16 protein-coding genes, 1 other RNA gene and 1 pseudogene are annotated in these 18,003 nt (G+C 24.3%); 11 read left to right on the forward strand and 7 right to left on the reverse strand.

Going from position 1 to position 18,003, the window contains the following annotated elements; translation table 11 throughout:
- Nucleotides 1-44 precede the first annotated feature (44 nt).
- From fliN to fliR, 5 genes and pseudogenes are all read left to right on the forward strand, one after another.
- Nucleotides 45-1,367, forward strand: a complete 1,323-nt coding sequence (fliN, locus tag D9V67_RS00405) for a flagellar motor switch protein FliN (RefSeq protein ID WP_261979688.1) — start codon at nt 45-47, stop codon at nt 1,365-1,367.
- Between the two features lie 11 nt (nt 1,368-1,378).
- Nucleotides 1,379-1,705 (forward strand): annotated as a pseudogene (gene fliO, locus D9V67_RS03200) (flagellar biosynthetic protein FliO); the annotation flags it as partial.
- Between the two features lie 78 nt (nt 1,706-1,783).
- Nucleotides 1,784-2,518 (forward strand): flagellar type III secretion system pore protein FliP, encoded by a 735-nt coding sequence (gene fliP, locus D9V67_RS03205; RefSeq protein WP_261979704.1) that lies wholly within the window; start codon nt 1,784-1,786, stop codon nt 2,516-2,518.
- Nucleotides 2,519-2,582: 64 nt separating this feature from the next.
- On the forward strand, nt 2,583-2,852 hold the full coding sequence (fliQ, locus tag D9V67_RS00420; RefSeq protein WP_158358997.1) for a flagellar biosynthesis protein FliQ: 270 nt from the start codon (nt 2,583-2,585) through the stop codon (nt 2,850-2,852).
- Complete coding sequence (gene fliR / locus D9V67_RS00425; RefSeq protein ID WP_158358999.1) at nt 2,852-3,628, forward strand: flagellar biosynthetic protein FliR; 777 nt, start codon at nt 2,852-2,854, stop codon at nt 3,626-3,628. Before fliQ ends, fliR begins: the two co-directional genes overlap by 1 nt.
- A 157-nt stretch (nt 3,629-3,785) precedes the next feature.
- Here the strand turns inward: fliR and rpmG are convergent, their stop codons facing one another.
- Together rpmG and rpmB are read right to left on the reverse strand one after the other, a co-directional pair.
- Nucleotides 3,786-3,953: a 50S ribosomal protein L33 gene (gene rpmG / locus D9V67_RS00430; protein ID WP_158359001.1), complete on the reverse strand. Its 168-nt coding sequence runs from the start codon at nt 3,951-3,953 to the stop codon at nt 3,786-3,788.
- Nucleotides 3,954-3,956: 3 nt separating this feature from the next.
- On the reverse strand, nt 3,957-4,193 hold the full coding sequence (rpmB, locus tag D9V67_RS00435) for a 50S ribosomal protein L28 (RefSeq protein WP_158359003.1): 237 nt from the start codon (nt 4,191-4,193) through the stop codon (nt 3,957-3,959).
- Between the two features lie 331 nt (nt 4,194-4,524).
- Here rpmB and D9V67_RS00440 point away from each other — a divergent pair, with 331 nt between their 5' ends.
- A complete protein-coding gene (locus tag D9V67_RS00440; RefSeq protein ID WP_158359005.1) occupies nt 4,525-7,392 on the forward strand; it encodes a translocation/assembly module TamB in 2,868 nt (955 codons plus the stop codon).
- 5 nt (nt 7,393-7,397) lie between these two features.
- Here D9V67_RS00440 and ppa read toward each other — a convergent pair whose 3' ends face one another.
- On the reverse strand, nt 7,398-7,931 hold the full coding sequence (gene ppa, locus D9V67_RS00445) for an inorganic diphosphatase (RefSeq protein WP_158359008.1): 534 nt from the start codon (nt 7,929-7,931) through the stop codon (nt 7,398-7,400).
- Nucleotides 7,932-8,122: 191 nt separating this feature from the next.
- On the opposite strand from ppa, the gene pmbA reads away from it, so the two are divergent.
- Nucleotides 8,123-9,463: a metalloprotease PmbA gene (pmbA, locus tag D9V67_RS00450; protein WP_158359014.1), complete on the forward strand. Its 1,341-nt coding sequence runs from the start codon at nt 8,123-8,125 to the stop codon at nt 9,461-9,463.
- Nucleotides 9,464-9,550: 87 nt separating this feature from the next.
- Here pmbA and rnpB read toward each other — a convergent pair.
- Nucleotides 9,551-9,928: RNase P RNA component class A (rnpB, locus tag D9V67_RS00455), an RNA gene on the reverse strand.
- Between the two features lie 20 nt (nt 9,929-9,948).
- Nucleotides 9,949-10,809 (reverse strand): 16S rRNA (cytidine(1402)-2'-O)-methyltransferase, encoded by an 861-nt coding sequence (gene rsmI / locus D9V67_RS00460; protein ID WP_158359017.1) that lies wholly within the window; start codon nt 10,807-10,809, stop codon nt 9,949-9,951.
- Nucleotides 10,810-10,917: 108 nt separating this feature from the next.
- Between rsmI and D9V67_RS00465 the strand changes: the two genes are divergently transcribed.
- The 4 genes from D9V67_RS00465 to dapE all read left to right on the forward strand — a co-directional run bounded on the left by D9V67_RS00465 (nt 10,918) and on the right by dapE (nt 16,599).
- A complete protein-coding gene (locus D9V67_RS00465) occupies nt 10,918-12,138 on the forward strand; it encodes a beta-ketoacyl synthase N-terminal-like domain-containing protein (RefSeq protein ID WP_158359019.1) in 1,221 nt (406 codons plus the stop codon).
- A gap of 244 nt (nt 12,139-12,382) precedes the next feature.
- The gene (tal, locus tag D9V67_RS00470; protein WP_158359021.1) at nt 12,383-13,333 is read left to right on the forward strand and encodes a transaldolase; all 951 of its coding nucleotides are present in this window, start codon (nt 12,383-12,385) and stop codon (nt 13,331-13,333) included.
- 38 nt (nt 13,334-13,371) lie between these two features.
- Nucleotides 13,372-15,369, forward strand: coding sequence for a transketolase (tkt, locus tag D9V67_RS00475; protein WP_158359024.1), 1,998 nt, complete (start codon nt 13,372-13,374; stop codon nt 15,367-15,369).
- Between the two features lie 102 nt (nt 15,370-15,471).
- The gene (gene dapE / locus D9V67_RS00480; RefSeq protein ID WP_158359026.1) at nt 15,472-16,599 is read left to right on the forward strand and encodes a succinyl-diaminopimelate desuccinylase; all 1,128 of its coding nucleotides are present in this window, start codon (nt 15,472-15,474) and stop codon (nt 16,597-16,599) included.
- Between the two features lie 124 nt (nt 16,600-16,723).
- On the opposite strand, the gene D9V67_RS00485 is transcribed toward dapE, so the two are convergent.
- Nucleotides 16,724-16,975, reverse strand: a complete 252-nt coding sequence (locus D9V67_RS00485) for an outer membrane protein assembly factor BamC (RefSeq protein WP_158359028.1) — start codon at nt 16,973-16,975, stop codon at nt 16,724-16,726.
- Entirely contained in the window at nt 16,972-17,856 is an 885-nt protein-coding gene (gene dapA / locus D9V67_RS00490; RefSeq protein ID WP_158359030.1) for a 4-hydroxy-tetrahydrodipicolinate synthase, read from the reverse strand. The genes D9V67_RS00485 and dapA overlap by 4 nt, the downstream gene beginning before the upstream one ends.
- Nucleotides 17,857-18,003 lie beyond the last annotated feature (147 nt).

Genomic DNA, 18,003 nt, shown 5'->3' on the forward strand with positions numbered 1-18,003 from the left:
AATCTTGTGTTCTAGTCACTTTTACCTGTGAGGTATATATATAAATGGGGAAAAGTAATAATTTACATAATGATTTTAAAAAATATTCTCATAGAGAAAAAAAAATAAATCATTTTTTCAAAAAAGATGAGATGAAAATATTAGAAAATATTAACAATTTTTTTATAAATCAGATCATAATAGATTTTTCTAATTTTTTCAAAAAAGATGTAAAGTTAATGTTCCATGATATAAAAATAGAGCTTGATAGTGAAAATAATATAAAAAATTATAAATGTATTAACTTGATAGAAATATTACCTTACAAAGATCAATCTTTTATAATTTTTTCTTCAAGTTTTTTATCTTTTATGACAGATTTTTTATTTGGAGGAAATGGTAATACTATAGATAAAATGTATCAAAAAAAAGATATGACATCTACTGATTTTTTAATTAATAAAAAAATTACCACACTAATTATAGAATGCCTTTCTAATGTTTATGCAAAGTTTTTTTCTCTGGATATAAAATTTATTAATGTAAAAGTGCTTATTGATTTTAAACAATCTAATGTTCATTCTAATGAATTGTTTTTAATTAATCATTTTAACTTTAAAATTAATAATATAAAAATTTTTTTTAGTATTTTAATCCCTGTGTCAACAATTAAAAAATTAAATCAAAAGCAAGTTACTTCAATTACAAATAATCATAAATTAGATAAAGACAAAAATTGTTTAAATAGTTTTTCTTTTAAAAATATATATAATGTAAAAATAGATATTACAGCTAGAATAATTGATATTTCTATTGCTTATAAAAAATTAAATAATTTATCAGTAGGAGACATTTTATCTATCAACAAACCTAATAAAATTATATTATTTATAGAAAATAAACCTGTATTTTTTGCTGAATATAAAAGATTTAATAAACAATCTATTATTTTTATAAAAGAATTTATTAGTAATAATTTAGAGTCTAATCAATATAAGGAAAACACTCTAATGAGTAATATAGAAGAACAATTAGAAGAAAAATCTAATAATGAAGTATTTATAGATTCTAAAGAAAATACACATGAATATAAAAATACTGATAAAAATTATTTATCTCAAAAAAATATGGATAATAAAAAAATTTTACTTGATACATTAATTAATGTAACAGTAGAATTAGGAAAAACAAAAATAAAAATTAAAGATTTTCTTAATTTATCAAAAGGGAGTATGTTAATTTTAGACAAGTTAACAATAGAACCATTAGATATTTTCATAAATGATTGTTTAATTGCTTCTGGTGAAATTGTGGTTTTAGATAAGAAATACGGTCTTCGTATTACTAATGTAAAACAATCTTTAAAAACGGTTAATATTTTACCTTGAATATAAATTTTATGAAAAATAACGTATCTTTTCAATCAATATCGAATACTTTTCAACCAATATTTAATAACGAAAAATTTTTTCAAATAATCAGTTCACTATCTCAAATAATATTACTAATATTAGTTTTAAGTTGGATTTTAAAAAAAATTTCTTTTTTTAAAGTTAATAATATGCTTTCTTGTATGAAAATTATAGATAGATTGTCTGTTGGACCGCATGAATCTATTGTTATAATAGAAGTACAAGAAGTAAAATTAGTATTAGGTGTAACAACTAAAAAAATTAGTCATTTATATACATTATCATCTCATTTTAAAGATAAACCAGTTAGTCAAAGAGATAATGATTTTTTGAAAACAAACACTTTAAATTATTCTTTAAAAAAATTTGCTAAAATTTTTTGGAAAAAAACAATGTTTTATCGAATCATTCCATTTTTAGTTTTATTATTATTTTGTCCAACAGTACGTGCTGATATTCCTGCATTAACCAGTCATCTACTAGATGACGGAGGACAAACTTGGTCTGTTTCAGTGCAGACATTAGTTTTTTTGACTTCATTAACTTTTCTGCCAGCTTTTCTTTTAATGATGACTAGTTTTACAAGAATTATTATTGTTTTTGGTTTATTACGTAATGCTTTAGGTACTCCATATGCCCCTCCAAATCAAATACTACTTGGTTTAGCATTGTTTTTAACTTTTTTTATTATGTCTCCGACTTTTGATGAAATTTATAAAGATGCTTATATACCATTTAGTCAAGAAAAAATAAATATGGAAGATGCTATTATAAAAGGTTCAAGTCCTTTAAAAAAATTTATGTTAAATCAAATACGTATACCTGATTTAGAATTATTTTCGAAATTAGCACATATTTCCTCTTATGAAAATAAAAATGATATACCAATGCGAATTTTATTACCTGCATTTATTACTAGTGAATTAAAAACCGCTTTTCAAATTGGATTTACTATTTTTATACCTTTTTTAATTATTGATTTAGTTATAGCTAGTGTATTGATGGCTCTTGGTATGATGATGGTACCGCCTTCAACAATTTCTTTACCTTTTAAATTAATGTTATTTGTATTAGTGGATGGATGGCAATTATTAATCACTTCATTGGCACAAAGTTTTCATACATAATATCTTCATAAATATTTTTACATCATCAATAATTTTAAATTAATTTTAAAAATAGGAGATGTTTATGACCTCTGAACATGTAATGGAATTATTTCATAACGCTATGAAAGTGACGTTAATTCTTGCATCACCATTACTCTTAGCTGCTTTAATTAGTGGTTTAATTATTAGTGTATTACAAGCAGCTACACAAATTAATGAACAAACTCTATCTTTTATTCCTAAAATTATTTCTGTTTTAGGCGTAATGGCAATACTTGGACCTTGGATGTTAGGTGTTATGCTAGATTATATGCATAATTTATTTAACAATATACCATTGATTATTAAATAATGTTAACATTTAGCAGCTTTCAATTTATAACGTTAATTGGTAATTTTTTTTGGCCTATGGTGCGTATTTTATCTTTTTTTTCTGTAGCACCTATTTTTAACGATAAACTAATAAATAAAAAAAGTAAAATATTATTGTCTGGTATAATTAGTTCGTTAATCTTTCCTTTTTTACCTGAAGTACAGACAGTTTTATTTTCTTATGTTGGTTTTTTATTGCTAACACAGCAAATATTAATCGGTATCGTTTTAGGTTTTACTGCGCAATTACTATTTGTTACAGTAAATTTGTCAGGAGAAATAATAGGTTTACAGATAGGTTTGTCATTTGCAACTTTTTTTAATAATAATAGTCATATTGGTATTTCAATAATATCTCGTTTATTAAATATTTTTTTTCTATTTTTTTTCTTGGTACTTAATGCTCATCTTTATTTAATTTCTATATTAATTGATAGTTTTTATAGTATTCCTATTGATGGCTATTTTATAAATAAAAATATTTTTTTTTCTTTGTTAAATTTTTCTAGTCATATATTTTTAAATAGTATTTTATTTGTTCTTCCAGTAATGATTGTATTATTAGCAATTAGTTTTATAATGAGTTTATTAAATCGTTTATCTCCTCAGATATCTATTTTTTCCGTCGGTTTTCCACTAAACTTATTAGTAGGAATGTTAGTATTATACTCTTTAATATCGATTATTTTCCCTTTTTTCGAAAAATTATTAAATGAGTTAATGTTTTTTATATCTCATATTTTTTTAAATACATGATTTATAAGTAATATATAATTCTATTTTTTTAATATACTAAAAAATTATTTTTTTATATATTTTGAAAAGCTATAAATTTTTTTTATAAATAAAGTATAATTTTGAAAAAAATTATACTTTAATTTTTACAAATGATTTTTTTAAACAATAATTGTTTTTATTTTATTTTTCCTTCATTGTATAAAACATGTTTACGAATTACAGGATCATATTTTTTAAATTGTAGTTTATCTGGTGTATTTCTTTTATTTTTAGTTGTAGTATAATAGTGACCAGTACCTGCAGATGAAATCATTTTTATTTTTTCACGATTTTTTTTAGCCATAAATTAGCCTTTATTTTTTTTATATTTTATTTTTTTTATAATTTTTTCAATGCCATATTTATCAATACAACGCATACCATTAGTTGAAATACGTAATTTAATAAACCTTTTTTCATCAGCAATCCAAAATCGATGATATTGAATATTAGTTAAGAACTGTCTTTTAGTTGCATTCATAGCATGAGATCGGTTATTACCAACCATTCTTTTTTTACCAGTAACTTGACATATACGTGACATAATTTTGTCTCTTTTAAATTAAAAACTTAATAGATGTTGCTTAATAAATACTGTAAAGATAATAGTTATATCAAAAAAAGATTTTAACATATTATAAAAAACTATAATAGCCGTTTAATATTTTCTCATTTTTGTAAAATTTATAATGAATATTTTTGATTAATTTTTCTATATGAAATACGTATTTGTAATTTTTTAAAATTTACGAAACAAAACAATATTTTTTTGCAATTTTTAATATATAGAAGATACTTTTATATTAAACATTAATTAATTTATCATGAATGTATTTTTTAAGTGAATAATTTAATATTAAATCAGGACAATTTTTATGAGTATATATCAGAGATATTTGTCTAAATCTTTGATTATTTTTTCTAGTATTTGTATTATTTTGTTATTATGTATAGAAAGTAATATAGGATTCAAGTGGATTTTTAATCTTACTAGTCAATTTTTTTTAGGATTAAAAGTAGAAAAAGTATCAGGTAATTGGCGTGATTTTACATTAAAAAACATTCATTATGATAATTTTAAAATGTCTATTAAAGCTGATAGTATTCATGTAATATTAGATCTTCAATCATTATTTAAGATTTCAACAGTATGTAAAGAATTGGAAACTAAGAATATAATAATTGTATTAAAAGATCAGACATTGCTTTATCCTTATGAGAAAAAAGTATCTTCTAAGATTATACAACATAATATATTAATTAAATATCCTATAATTTTTGAAAAAATACATGCAGATAAGATTTTGTTAAAAACAACAGATAGAAATGTATTTCTATCAAATTTTTCTAGTGGTGTAAAATTTATAAATCATACTATTACTTTTTTTCCTACTTATATTGATAATATTCACGTAGTACCTTCAAATATTGAACTAAAAAAAAAATTTAAAAAAAATACTTTAGAAATTATAAAGAGTATCGATAATACTACAAAAACAAATAGTTTTTTATATTGTTTATCTACTCAATCAAATATTTTTATTCCATTTAATATTGATATAAAATTTTTAAAATTAAATAATTTAAATCTATCAAGCAATACATTCAATACTTTATTATCCATAGAATTAAAAGCGCAGTTTAATCATAATATTTTAAACATAAAAAGAGTAAAAATAAATTCTAATTTATTCAGAATTGAATCTTATGGAAAAGTTTTTTTTAATAACAATTCTATTGTATGTAACATAAAGAATAAAATATTATTACCTAATATTTATAATAAAATTATAAATGTTTCATTTAAATCTCGTTTGAACAATAAATTTATATTTCAATTAAAATTTCATAATTTATATAATATTCATATAAATGGTGCAGTGGTACTCCAAAACTTTAATCATTTATTTTATATACACTTCAAAAGTAATAATTTATTTTTTTCTATAAAAAAAAATGTAACACTACAATTAAAGAATTTTAATCTAATTTTAACAGGTAAAAAAAACAACTATTCTTTATCTTTAAAGAATATTTTAACTATACAAGGTATGCCATCAATTTTTATTGATATTGATGGATATGGTAATTTAAAAAATATTTTTTTAAAAAAAATCAATTTTTTTCTTATAAAAAAAATAATTCCTTTAAAAAATATTATCAAATACCATGAATCTATTTTTCAATTAATGGGAAAAATTAATTTATCAGGTAAATCTAATAATAGTATATATAATATATGTGCTTCTAAAATACATTTAGACGCTAATATGATAGAAAAGAAATTATCTATATTAGGTTCTTTATGCTATAACAAATTTAATTTCTTAGAAATTCCTGGAATAAATATTTTAGCAGGAACAAATAAATTATATTTAAATGGTTTTTTAGGAAAAAAATTTAATCTTTATTCATCTATTTATGCTGATGATCTAAATTATTTTTTACCTAATCTAAAAGGTAAGATTAAGTCTAAATTAAATTTATATGGTAACTATAGACTACCGATAATAACTAATAAAATTTTAGCCAGTAATTTAAATTGGAATAATATATACTTAAAAAAGATGAAAATACTTTCGAATATAAATAAAAATAATTTGCTTTCAGGGAAAGTATTAGTTGATATGAAACAATTGAGACTTTATAAACTTTATATTGATTCTTTGAATATGACTGCTAATTGGAATAATAAAAAACAAAATTTTTGTTTTTTATTAAAAAGTCCAACTGTATATGTAAATATTATATTAAATAGTATTTTTAATCATAAAACAGGTCATTGGTATAGTTTTTTTAAGAAAATCAATATTAAAACATGGTTAGGTGAATTTATTATTCAAAAAAGTCCATTTTTTTATTACTATAATAAAAATAATAACCATATAAAAAAAAATAAAATAAAAAATAGTTTTTTATATTTTTTGTATGATACAAAGAAATCTATTTTTAATATATTAAATCAACATCATGTTAATTTTAAAAGTGAATTATCTCTTGAAGCAAAAGCAAATTGGATATCAGGAAAAAATTTTTTTTCTAATGCAAAAATATCTTTAGAAAGTAAAAATATTAGATTAGAAAAAAAAACTAAAGAAGCACTATTTTATGAAGATATAAATAATTTAAAAGTTTTTCTTAATCTGAAAGACAACGATATTACAAGTAAATGGATAATAAAAAAATATATTACTTCGTTAGAAAAAAATATTTCTGGATATTTCAATGTTTTAGACATTTATAATAAAAAAAATATACAAGGTAATTTTATTATTTCTAATTTTCCGATATCTTTTATCAATTTTTTTTCTACAAATTTTAAACAGGTACAAGGTGTATTTAATAGTAATATAAGTTTTTTTGGAACTTTATATCGGCCTAAAGCATCAGCCGATGTTAGTTTAAAAAATATTTTTATTAAAAGTGATAATATATTACAGTATATAACTTTATTTTTTCCTTATTTTTTAGGGAAAACAGATCATATAAAAATTAATCAAGAGATTACAATTAAGAAAGCTAATATATTATTTACATTAAATACATTTTTAAATGATTATAATCCAGAATGGCGACTTTCGTTTTATAGTAAAAACATACTAGTAGAAATCTTACCTAAAATAACAGTAAAATTTTCTTCTCAATTATATTTACATTATTTATTTGAAAAATACGATTTGATTGGATATATAAAATGTTCTTTATTTTACTTGAGAATAAATGAAAAAAATTTTATATTTTGAGAATATTATTCATGTTTTTTAGAGCGATTATATGCAGTACTAATTTCTTTTTTTGCATCTAGATGATTTCCCCATCCTATAATTTCAACCCATTTTTTTGTTTCTAGTTTTTTATAGTGTTGGAAAAAATGTGAAATCTGGTTTTTTAATAATTCTGATATATCTGATATATCATTTATATTTTCATATTCTTTACAGATTTTGCTATTAGGTACAGCTATAATTTTAGCGTCGTCTCCTGCTTCATCATGCATATTTAATATTCCAATAGGTTTACAATGAATAACAGAATTAGATTGTATTGGATAATAAGAAGGCACTAATACATCTAAAGCATCACCATCTAAAGATAAAGTTTGATTGATATAGCCATAGTTGCAAGGATAAAACATTGGAGTTGATATAAAGCGATCTACAAATAACATTCCTGATTGTTTGTCCATCTCATATTTAATAGGAGATGAATTTGATGAAATCTCTATTATAACGTATATGTCATGTGGTATGTTATCACCGGCAACAATTTTATTCAAATTCATGGCTGTTCCTTTATAAGTATTTAATTGAGTTTAAGTGAATTTCTTGTAATATAATATAGATATATTATATTAAATGCATTTTAGCATTCAGGAATAATTATATCTATTTTTTTATATAAAGTAATTTATTTTCGTTTGTATTTTTTAATATAATATAAACATACAAAAAATATGTTTTTAAGGATTTATATATGCAAATAATAAAAGACATAGAAAAAGAAGAAGGATTTCTGATAAATACAGTAAAAAAAACATTAGAAATTGCTAAAGAGCAAATAATTTCTATCGAAGTTTCTGTAAAAAAAACAATAGGTATTAGTGTTAATATAAGAAATAATATTGTTGAAAATGTTGAATTTAATAGTGATGGAGCACTGTTTATAACAGTATATAATAAGTTTTCTAAAGGTAGTGTTTCATCTAAAGATTTTAGTGTTAACGGTATTAAAAATATGTTAAGTATGGCTATTGATATTTCAAAACACTCCTCTTCTGATTTTTTTTCGGGCTTACCTGATATAAATTTATTATGTTTTCATCCTATAAAACTTGATTTATTTCATCCATGGGAATTTAATATAGAACATGCAATTAAATATGCATCTATTGCAGAACAAGAAGCCTTTAAATTTGATAAAAGAATTGTTAATAGTGAAGGTAGTTTTTTTAATAGTCATATTACTATAAACGTTTTTGGTAATAGTTTAGGTATGTTAGAAAAATATAAATCTACTCGTTATTCAACATATAATTGTATGATTGCTCGAGATCAAAATTCTATGCAAAGAGATTTTGATTATTCTATTTCAAGAAAAATAGAAAATTTAGAAAAATCAGAAATACTAGGCAAAAAAACAGCTGAACGTGCTTTATCTCGATTAGGTTCAAGAAAAATTTGTACCATGAAGTCTCCAGTAATTTTTTCTGCAGAAATAGCTTATATTTTTTTTTCACATCTTGCTAATGCAATTAGTGGTGAAAATGTTTATCAAAAATCCACGTTTTTAATTAATGATTTAAAAAAGAGTATTTTCCCTGAATGGCTTAATATAGAAGAAAATCCTCATTTAAGAGAGGGTTTAGGTAGTAAACCTTTTGATAATGAAGGTGTTACAACTCAGATTAAACATATTATTAAAAATGGAATTTTACAAACATGGTTATTAAATAGTTATAGTAGTCGTAAATTACAATTAGATAGTACAGGTAATTCTGGAGGGATTTATAACTGGCTTATTTCTAATAATGATATATCGTTTGAAGAATTATTAAAAAAAATGCATCAAGGTATATTGGTAACTGAATTAATGGGACAAGGCGTGGATATTGTAAGTGGTAACTATTCACGTGGAGCAATAGGTTTTTGGATTGAAAATGGGAAAATTTCATATCCTGTTAATGAAATTACTATATCAGGAAATTTAAGAAGAATGTGGAATAATATTCTTAATATTAGTAATGATATTGATAAACGTAATAATATTCAATGCGGTTCTATTTTATTATCTGAAATGCAAGTGTCTGGAAACTAATATTTTATATTTTTTTAAATTTAAAAAAATTTTATTAAAGGTAATAAATTTATTACCTTTATAAGAGTCATTAATTTTTTTATATTTTAATGAAGTTGACCTATAAGCCGGGTTCTGTTTTAACAGTCATTCATCTAGATTAGTAATCACTTACTAACTCAAGCAGCCTACCCAGGTTTACATAGTACGAGCAATACGAGTAAAAACAACCTATATTTGGCTTTGCTCCAGGTGGAAGTTTACCATGCCATAAATTGTTACCAACTATGCGGTGTGCTCTTACCACACCTTTTCACCCTTTCCATATTTTAATTATATAATACAAAAAATAGGTGGTTTTTTTTCTGTTGCACTAGTCATAAGCTTACGCTTTCCAGATGTTATCTGGCACCTTGCTCTATGGAGCCCGGACTTTCCTCTTTTTAATTTTTTTAAAAACTAAAAAGCGACTGTTTAGTCAACTTCACTATCTCATTATATATTATTTAAATAATTTTGTCATGTTTATTTTTGATTGCATACTGATATAGAGTATTTTTACTGACATCATGTATTTTAGAAGTAATCATCACAGCTTTTTTTAATGAAAAACTATTTCTTAATATAAAAAATGTATCTAATATTTTTTTTGATATAAAAGTAGTTTTTAATGGTTTAAAACCATCTATAATTACTACCATTTCGCCTTTATAACGATATTTATCTTCTTTGAGCCATTCTAGTATTGAAGTTGCTGTTGCTCCATAAATAGATTCCCATTTTTTAGTAATTTCTCTTGCTATTACTATATGTCTATTTTGATCTATTTGTTCTATTATATCTTGTATACTTTCAAGTATTCTATATTTTGTTTCATAAAATATAATTGTTCGTGTTTCCTCTTTTAGAGAATGTAGTAAATCACATCGTATTTTTTTTTTAGAGGGAAGAAAACCTTCATAACAAAAACGATTTTTATTTATCCCAGAAGCACTTAATGCCGTAATAGCAGCACATGCTCCCGGAAGCGGAATTACTTGAATATTAAAAAAATGACATTTTTTAATTAATATATTACCAGGATCATTAATAATTGGAGTACCTGCATTAGAAACTAAAGCAATTATTTTTCCTTGTTTTAGTTCTTCAATTAAATTATCACTTTTATTTTTTTCATTCTCTTTATTCATTGATACTATATAGTTTTTAATATTGAAATGTTGTAGTAAAATATTAGTATGTCTGATGTTTTCAGCTGCAATCATATTGACATTTTTTAGAACTTCTAATGCTCTATAAGTAATATCTGAAAGATTACCAATAGGTGTGGGCACAATATATAAAGCACCTTTATATAATTTATTCATTTTTTTCCATGAAATATTTTTTATATAAGTGATAATAAAACGTTTATTTAATTAAAAAAATTATATTTGTATTATATACATAATTTTTTATGAATATAAGGATTATAAGTGAGACGAGTAGTTATTACCGGTTTTGGTATTATCTCTAGTATTGGCAATAATAAAAAAGAAGTTTTAAATTCTTTGTATAATGGAACTTCTGGCGTTATATTTTCAAAAGAAATGAAAGATTTTGGTATGCGTAGTCAAATTTGGGGGAATATTAGATTAAAAGATACCAGTTATATTACACATAAAATGAATCGGTTTATGAACAGTGCTTCTACATATGCTTTTTTAGCTATGATGGAAGCCATTCAAGACTCTAAAATAAGTAGTAAAGTATATCAAGAAAATCCTCGTGTGGGACTGATTGCTGGTTCAGGATGTAGTTTTTCAAAATATTATGTAGAACGTGATATAAAATCTATAAAAAAGACACGTTTTTTAAATACTATTAGTCCTTATTTTGTAATAAAAACAATGCCTTCTGGAATATCAGCATGCTTATCTACAATATTTAAAATTCATGGGATAAGTTATTCGATAAGTTCCGCTTGTACAACTTCTGCTCACTGTATTGGCAATGCATTTGAACTAATAAAATTTGGTAAACAAGATCTTGTTTTTGCAGGTGGTGGTGATGAAATCAGCTTAGAACTAGCTAGTGAATTTGATGCAATGAGAGCACTTTCTACTCATTTTAATGATACTCCTATACAAGCATCACGTGTTTATGATATTAACCGTGATGGTTTTGTTATTTCTGGTGGAGCAGGAATTTTAGTGATTGAAGAGTTAAATTTTGCTTTATCTCGTTCTGCTAATATTTATGGAGAAATCATTGGATATGCTACAACATCTGATGGTTATAATATGGTTTTACCTTCAAGAAAAGGTGCTGTTCGTTGTATGAATCTAGCAAAAGAAGATAAAAATATTTCTATTGATTACATTAATGCACATGGTACATCTACAAAGAGTGGTGACTTAATAGAATTAAAAGCAATTAAAGAAGTTTTTTATAATCAAAAACAACCAATGATTTCAGCAACCAAATCAATAACAGGTCATGCATTAGGAGCATCAGGAGTACATGAAATTATTTATACATTATTAATGTTAAAATATAATTTTATTGCTCCAACAATTAATATTCAAATATTAGAACCTTATGCTGCTAATATGAATATTGTACAGAAAACTATAAATACAAAAATTAGTACGGCTATGTCTAATAGCTTTGGATTTGGTGGTACTAATGTATCGTTAATAATTAAAAAATATTAATATTTGTCTGTATTATTATTTTTATATTATTCGATATATGTTAAAAATTTTATTAAATAATTGCTGTTTTTAATATGTATAAAAACGCATACATTAAAACAGTTAAAAAAAATAGAATCATTTTAATATTTTACAGTATTAAAATGATTTTTTTCTTATTAAAAATTTACTATATATTAGTATTAAATAAAATGTATATTTTATATATGATTTGAATTTTTTATTATAAAAAAGAGATTGAAATATGAATCAATTAAATGCATTAAAAAACTTTACAACTATTGTTGCAGATACTAGTGACATAAAATCTATTTGTAAGTATAAACCAGAAGATGCCACTACTAATCCATCTTTAATACTTCAAGCAGTAAACGCTAGTACTAATAATCATGTTATTGATCAAGGAGTACAATATGCAAAAAAGAAAGGAGGTCTCTATAAAGATCAAGTAATTAATGCTAGTGATAAAATATTAGTAGATCTAGGAATTGAAATTTTAAAACATATACCGGGTTATATTTCCAGTGAAGTTGATGCACGTTTATCTTTTAGTACAGAAAAATGTATTTTAAAAGCAAAGAAATTAATTAGTCTATATGAAGAACAAGGAATTTCTAGATCAAGAGTTTTAATTAAATTAGCTGCTACATGGGAATGTATAAAAGCTGCAGAAGAACTTAAAAAAGATAATATCCTCTGTAATTTAACTCTTTTATTTTCTTTTGCTCAAGCACGTGTTTGTGCCGAATCAGGTGTATTTTTAATTTCGCCTTTTGTTGGACGTATTTATGACTGGTATGTTTCTCAAAAATTAATATCAAAATCTTCTATTAAAAAAGATCCTGGTGTTATATCTGTGTATAAAATATACGATTTTTATAAAAAATATAATTATAAAACTATAATTATGGGTGCAAGTTTCCGTAATATTGAGCAAATATTACATTTATCTGGATGCGATCGATTAACTATTTCACCTATTTTATTACAAGAATTAGAATCTTGTAATAAAAAATTAGAAAGAAAACTTATCCCGCCGACTACTTTTTTAACTCCTCCTATTCCATTATCTCAAGAAGAATTTAGATGGGAACATAATCAAGATGCTATGGCTGTTCAAAAATTATCAGAAGGTATAAGAAATTTTGCAAAAGATCAATATTCTTTAGAAAAAATAATTTCTAAAAAAATATAGTTTTTTGATTCTTTATATTTCAAATTCAAGGAAAATATATGTGCTCACGAATAGAACTATCTAATGCAATTCGAATGCTAAGTATAGACGCTGTACAGAATGCAAAATCAGGACATCCTGGTATGCCGATGGGTATGGCAGATATTGCTGAAGTATTATGGAGAGATTTTTTAAAACATAATCCAGAGAATCCTAATTGGAATGATCGTGATCGTTTTGTACTGTCTAATGGACATGGTTCGATGTTATTATACAGTTTATTACATCTTACCGGATATAACTTATCTATAGAAGAGTTAAAAAATTTTAGAAAGCTTAATTCTAAGACTCCTGGGCATCCTGAAATAGGTGTAACACCTGGTGTTGAAACAACTACTGGTCCTTTAGGACAAGGATTAGCTAATGCTGTTGGTATGGCTATTGCAGAAAAAACTTTAAGTGCTTATTTTAATCGCCCAAATTATGATATAGTCAATCATTATACTTGGGTTTTTATAGGTGACGGTTGTTTAATGGAAGGTATTTCACATGAAGTATGTTCTTTAGCTGGAACTTTAAATCTTGGTAAATTAATTGTTTTTTATGATAAAAATGGTATTTCAATAGATGGTAAAATTTCTAATTGGTTTACAGATGACACAGTAAAACGTTTTGAATCTTATAATTGGCACGTACTAGATCAAGTGAATGGTCATGACTATAAATCTGTTAGAGATAGTATAAAAAAAGCAAAATCAATACAAGATAAACCATCAATTATTATTTGTAATACAATTATTGGTTTTGGTGCGCCTAATAAATCAGGTACTGCAGAATCACATGGAGCTCCTTTAGGAGAAAAAGAGATTATTTTAACTAGAAAAAAACTAAATTGGAAATATTCTCCTTTTACAATACCTGATGCAATATATGAAAAATGGAATTTTATTAAACAAGGTTCTAAACTTGAACAGGAATGGAATAAAAAATTTTCTTTATATCAATTAAAGTATCCAGATTTATCAGTTGAATATTTAAGACGAGTAAATAAAGTCTTGCCTATCAATTGGAGTGATGTATCTAATGATTACATTTATTCCTTACAAAGAAATACGCGAAATATTGCTAGTCGTCAAGCTTCACAAAATGCATTAGAAGCATTTGGTAAAATATTACCTGAATTAATAGGTGGATCAGCAGATTTATCTCCTAGTAATTTAACTCAATGGTCTTGTTCCCGTTCTATTTTTAAAGATCCATCTGGAAATTATATTCACTATGGAGTTCGCGAGTTTGGAATGACGGCTATTGCAAATGGTATTGCTCATCATGGAGGATTTATTCCATATACTGCTACATTTCTAATGTTTGTAGAATATGCACGAAATGCAGTACGTATGGCTGCTTTAATGAATACTAAACATATTTTTATATATACTCATGATTCTATCGGACTAGGAGAAGATGGGCCTACGCATCAGCCAATAGAACAATTGTCTAGTTTAAGAATGACACCTAATATAGATGTTTGGCGGCCTAGTGATCAAGTAGAAACAGCAGTAGCTTGGAAAAATGCTATTGAAAAAAAAACAGGACCAACAGCATTAATTCTATCACGTCAAAATCTTTGTCAATTCGATAGAGATTCTCAACAATTAGAAAATATTTCTAATGGAGCATATATATTATATGATTCTAAAAAAAGACTTGATATTATTTTTATTGCTACTGGATCAGAAGTTAATATTACTTTACTTGCTGCTAAACAACTAGTTTCATTAGGATATTCTACACGTGTAGTTTCAATGCCGTCTACTAATGTTTTTGATAGACAAGATGTTTCTTATAAAGAATTAATACTTCCCTCTTATGTTACTAAAAGAGTTGCAGTGGAAGCGAGTATAGAAGATTTTTGGTATAAATATGTAGGTATTAACGGTTTAATTATTGGTATGAAAACATTTGGTGAATCAGCTCCAGCAGAAGATTTGTTTAAAAAATTTGGTTTTACTGTAGAGAACATAGTTAATAAATCAATAAATTTATTAAATTCTTAATGTTTATTTTAATTTTTTAGTGGTGGGGTTTTATTATGCCCCATCTATTTTTTTATAAAATATAAATAATAATAGAATTTTAAGAATATATTAGGAATAGAAATGATTTGTTCAATAACTAAATTAGCACAAAAACTAATTCGTATTCCATCTATTAGTCCAAGAGATTTAGGTTGTCAAGATATTATTATAACACGTTTACGTAAAATAGGATTTATAGTTGAAACAATTAATATAAACGATACAAAAAATTTTTGGGCAGTAAGAGGTACTGGTAAAACTTTAACTTTTCTAGGTCATACAGATGTAGTACCACCAGGTGAAAATAAAAATTGGCATAGTGATCCCTTTGATCCAGTTATTCATAACGGATTTTTATTTGGTCGAGGGGCTTCTGATATGAAAGGTGCTTTAGCTGCTATGATTATCGCAGTGGAAAATTTTATTATAAAATATCCACATCATGAAGGACGTTTATCTTTTTTAATTACTTCTGATGAAGAGTCTAGTGCTATTGATGGAACTATTAAAGTAGTAAAATATTTAATTTCTAAAAATGATATAATTGATTATTGTTTAATAGGAGAGCCATCTAGTGATAACATTGTTGGTGATGTCATAAAGAATGGTCGACGTGGTTCACTCACAGCTAATCTTATTATTCATGGAATACAAGGTCATATTGCTTATCCTGAATTAGCTGATAATCCTATACATAAAGGATTACCTATTATTTTAAAAATATTATCTATAAAACTAGATAATGGTAATTCATTTTTCTCACCAAGCAGTATTAATATTGCAAATATTCATGCAGGAGATGGAACTAATAATATTATTCCAGGATCTTTATCAGTTCAATTTAATATTCGTTTTAGTACAGAAGTATCTGATCTAGATATTAAATCTAAAATTAAAAATATATTAGATGAAAATAATGTTAATTATTCAATAGAATGGTGTCTTTCAGGAAAACCATTTATTACTAAAAAAGGTGTACTATTAGATACTACTATAGCATCTATTATGAATTTTAACAAAATAAAACCAGTTTTATCTACTTCTGGTGGTACTTCTGATGGTCGATTTGTTTCATTGATGGGTTCTGAAATAGTAGAATTAGGATTGACTAATCATACCATTCATAAGGTAAATGAATGTGTTAAGATATCTGATTTACAAATTTTAAGTTTAATTTATGAAGACATAATAAAAAAGTTGCTAACTTAATTAATTCTATAAAAAATATTTTTTGAATAAAACTATTATGTTAAAATCGTGATTGTTAAGGATGCAGAATATCATAAGGATAATCTGCACCAACTACTATTAATATTATTTTTGAAAAAATTTTTTATAAAGGAGGAAATATATTATAACTTTTTTTGTTTAAATCTTCTTTTTCATAAGGGATGTTATATTCTTTATCTTGATTAGGGCTAGTTATTCCTTTCGGGATAGTTAAATTTTTTAATTGATGTTGTTTTTTTGTATCAAATAAAATATTATCATTTTTAAAATCTTTTAACGCACAAGATGTTATTAAAAATAAGTTAATAATTTGAAATATTATTGTAAGTTTTAAATATTTTTTTATATTATTCATAACCTTTGAAGATTTGCGTATTGAAAAGCTGTTTTAAGTTTTAAGCGTGTTGTTTTTAAAATCGGAGTTAATGGTAAACGCAGTGTATCATTTTTTATTAATCCAATTTCTTTAGCTAACCATTTTACTGGAATAGGATTAGGTTCTATAAATAATGCCTCATGTAGTAGTGTTAAACGTTTATTTATAGATCTTGCATTAATAAAATCTCCTTTTAGTGCATATGAACAAATTTGCATCATTTCTCTTGCAGCAATATTAGCTGTAACTGATATTACACCTTGACCACCTAGTTGCATAAAATCTAAAGCAGTTGCATCATCTCCGCTAATTAATAAAAAATTATTTTTAACTAGCTCTTTTATTTTATTAATTCTTGATAAATCACCCGTAGCTTCTTTAATACCGATTATATTTTGAAAGTTGGATAGTTTTGCAACTGTTTCTGGAAGTAAATCACATCCAGTACGGCTAGGAACATTATATAGAATTTGTGGTAATTCAGTGTTTTCTGAAATAGCTTTAAAATGTTGATATAATCCTTCTTGAGTAGGTCTATTGTAGTATGGTGTTACGGTTAAACAGGCTGAAATACCAGATTTTTCAAATCTTTTTGTTAAAGATATAGCTTCTGTTGTAGCATTTGCTCCTGTTCCTGCAATAATCGGAATTCGTTGATCTGCTAATTCTAAAGTCATCATAACAACATTTATATGTTCTTCTTGACTTAGTGTCGCGGATTCTCCAGTAGTACCAATAGAAACAATAGCTTTAGTTTTATTAATAACATGATAATTTATTAGTTTTTTTAAACTAGAACGACAAATCTGACCTTTTTCATCCATAGGGGTAATAAGTGCAACAATACTTCCTGTGAACATTAGTTTTCCTCCATAAAAAGTACTTTATGTTATATGTGACATATATTTAAAATAAAGTATATAAAAATTATGAATATAATGTATGGAAATATTATTTCATTTTAAATATAAAAGTATTAGAACATATGATATATATAATCAAGTATT

The sequence above is a fragment of the Buchnera aphidicola (Brachycaudus cardui) genome, from assembly GCF_005081945.1.
Lineage (GTDB): Bacteria > Pseudomonadota > Gammaproteobacteria > Enterobacterales > Enterobacteriaceae > Buchnera > Buchnera aphidicola_AN.

Bases quoted from the DNA above. Each gene is read 5' to 3' on its own strand.
- fliP (WP_261979704.1), top strand. From the start codon at position 1,784: ATGTTTTATCGAATCATTCCATTTTTAGTTTTATTATTATTTTGTCCA.
- dapE (WP_158359026.1), top strand. From the start codon at position 15,472: ATGATTTGTTCAATAACTAAATTAGCACAAAAACTAATTCGTATTCCA.
- tkt (WP_158359024.1), top strand. From the start codon at position 13,372: ATGTGCTCACGAATAGAACTATCTAATGCAATTCGAATGCTAAGTATA.
- fliR (WP_158358999.1), top strand. From the start codon at position 2,852: ATGTTAACATTTAGCAGCTTTCAATTTATAACGTTAATTGGTAATTTT.
- D9V67_RS00440 (WP_158359005.1), top strand. From the start codon at position 4,525: ATGAGTATATATCAGAGATATTTGTCTAAATCTTTGATTATTTTTTCT.
- D9V67_RS00485 (WP_158359028.1), bottom strand. From the start codon at position 16,975: ATGAATAATATAAAAAAATATTTAAAACTTACAATAATATTTCAAATT.
- pmbA (WP_158359014.1), top strand. From the start codon at position 8,123: ATGCAAATAATAAAAGACATAGAAAAAGAAGAAGGATTTCTGATAAAT.
- tal (WP_158359021.1), top strand. From the start codon at position 12,383: ATGAATCAATTAAATGCATTAAAAAACTTTACAACTATTGTTGCAGAT.
- dapA (WP_158359030.1), bottom strand. From the start codon at position 17,856: ATGTTCACAGGAAGTATTGTTGCACTTATTACCCCTATGGATGAAAAA.
- rpmG (WP_158359001.1), bottom strand. From the start codon at position 3,953: ATGGCTAAAAAAAATCGTGAAAAAATAAAAATGATTTCATCTGCAGGT.
- ppa (WP_158359008.1), bottom strand. From the start codon at position 7,931: ATGAATTTGAATAAAATTGTTGCCGGTGATAACATACCACATGACATA.
- rpmB (WP_158359003.1), bottom strand. From the start codon at position 4,193: ATGTCACGTATATGTCAAGTTACTGGTAAAAAAAGAATGGTTGGTAAT.
- rsmI (WP_158359017.1), bottom strand. From the start codon at position 10,809: ATGAATAAATTATATAAAGGTGCTTTATATATTGTGCCCACACCTATT.
- fliQ (WP_158358997.1), top strand. From the start codon at position 2,583: ATGACCTCTGAACATGTAATGGAATTATTTCATAACGCTATGAAAGTG.
- fliN (WP_261979688.1), top strand. From the start codon at position 45: ATGGGGAAAAGTAATAATTTACATAATGATTTTAAAAAATATTCTCAT.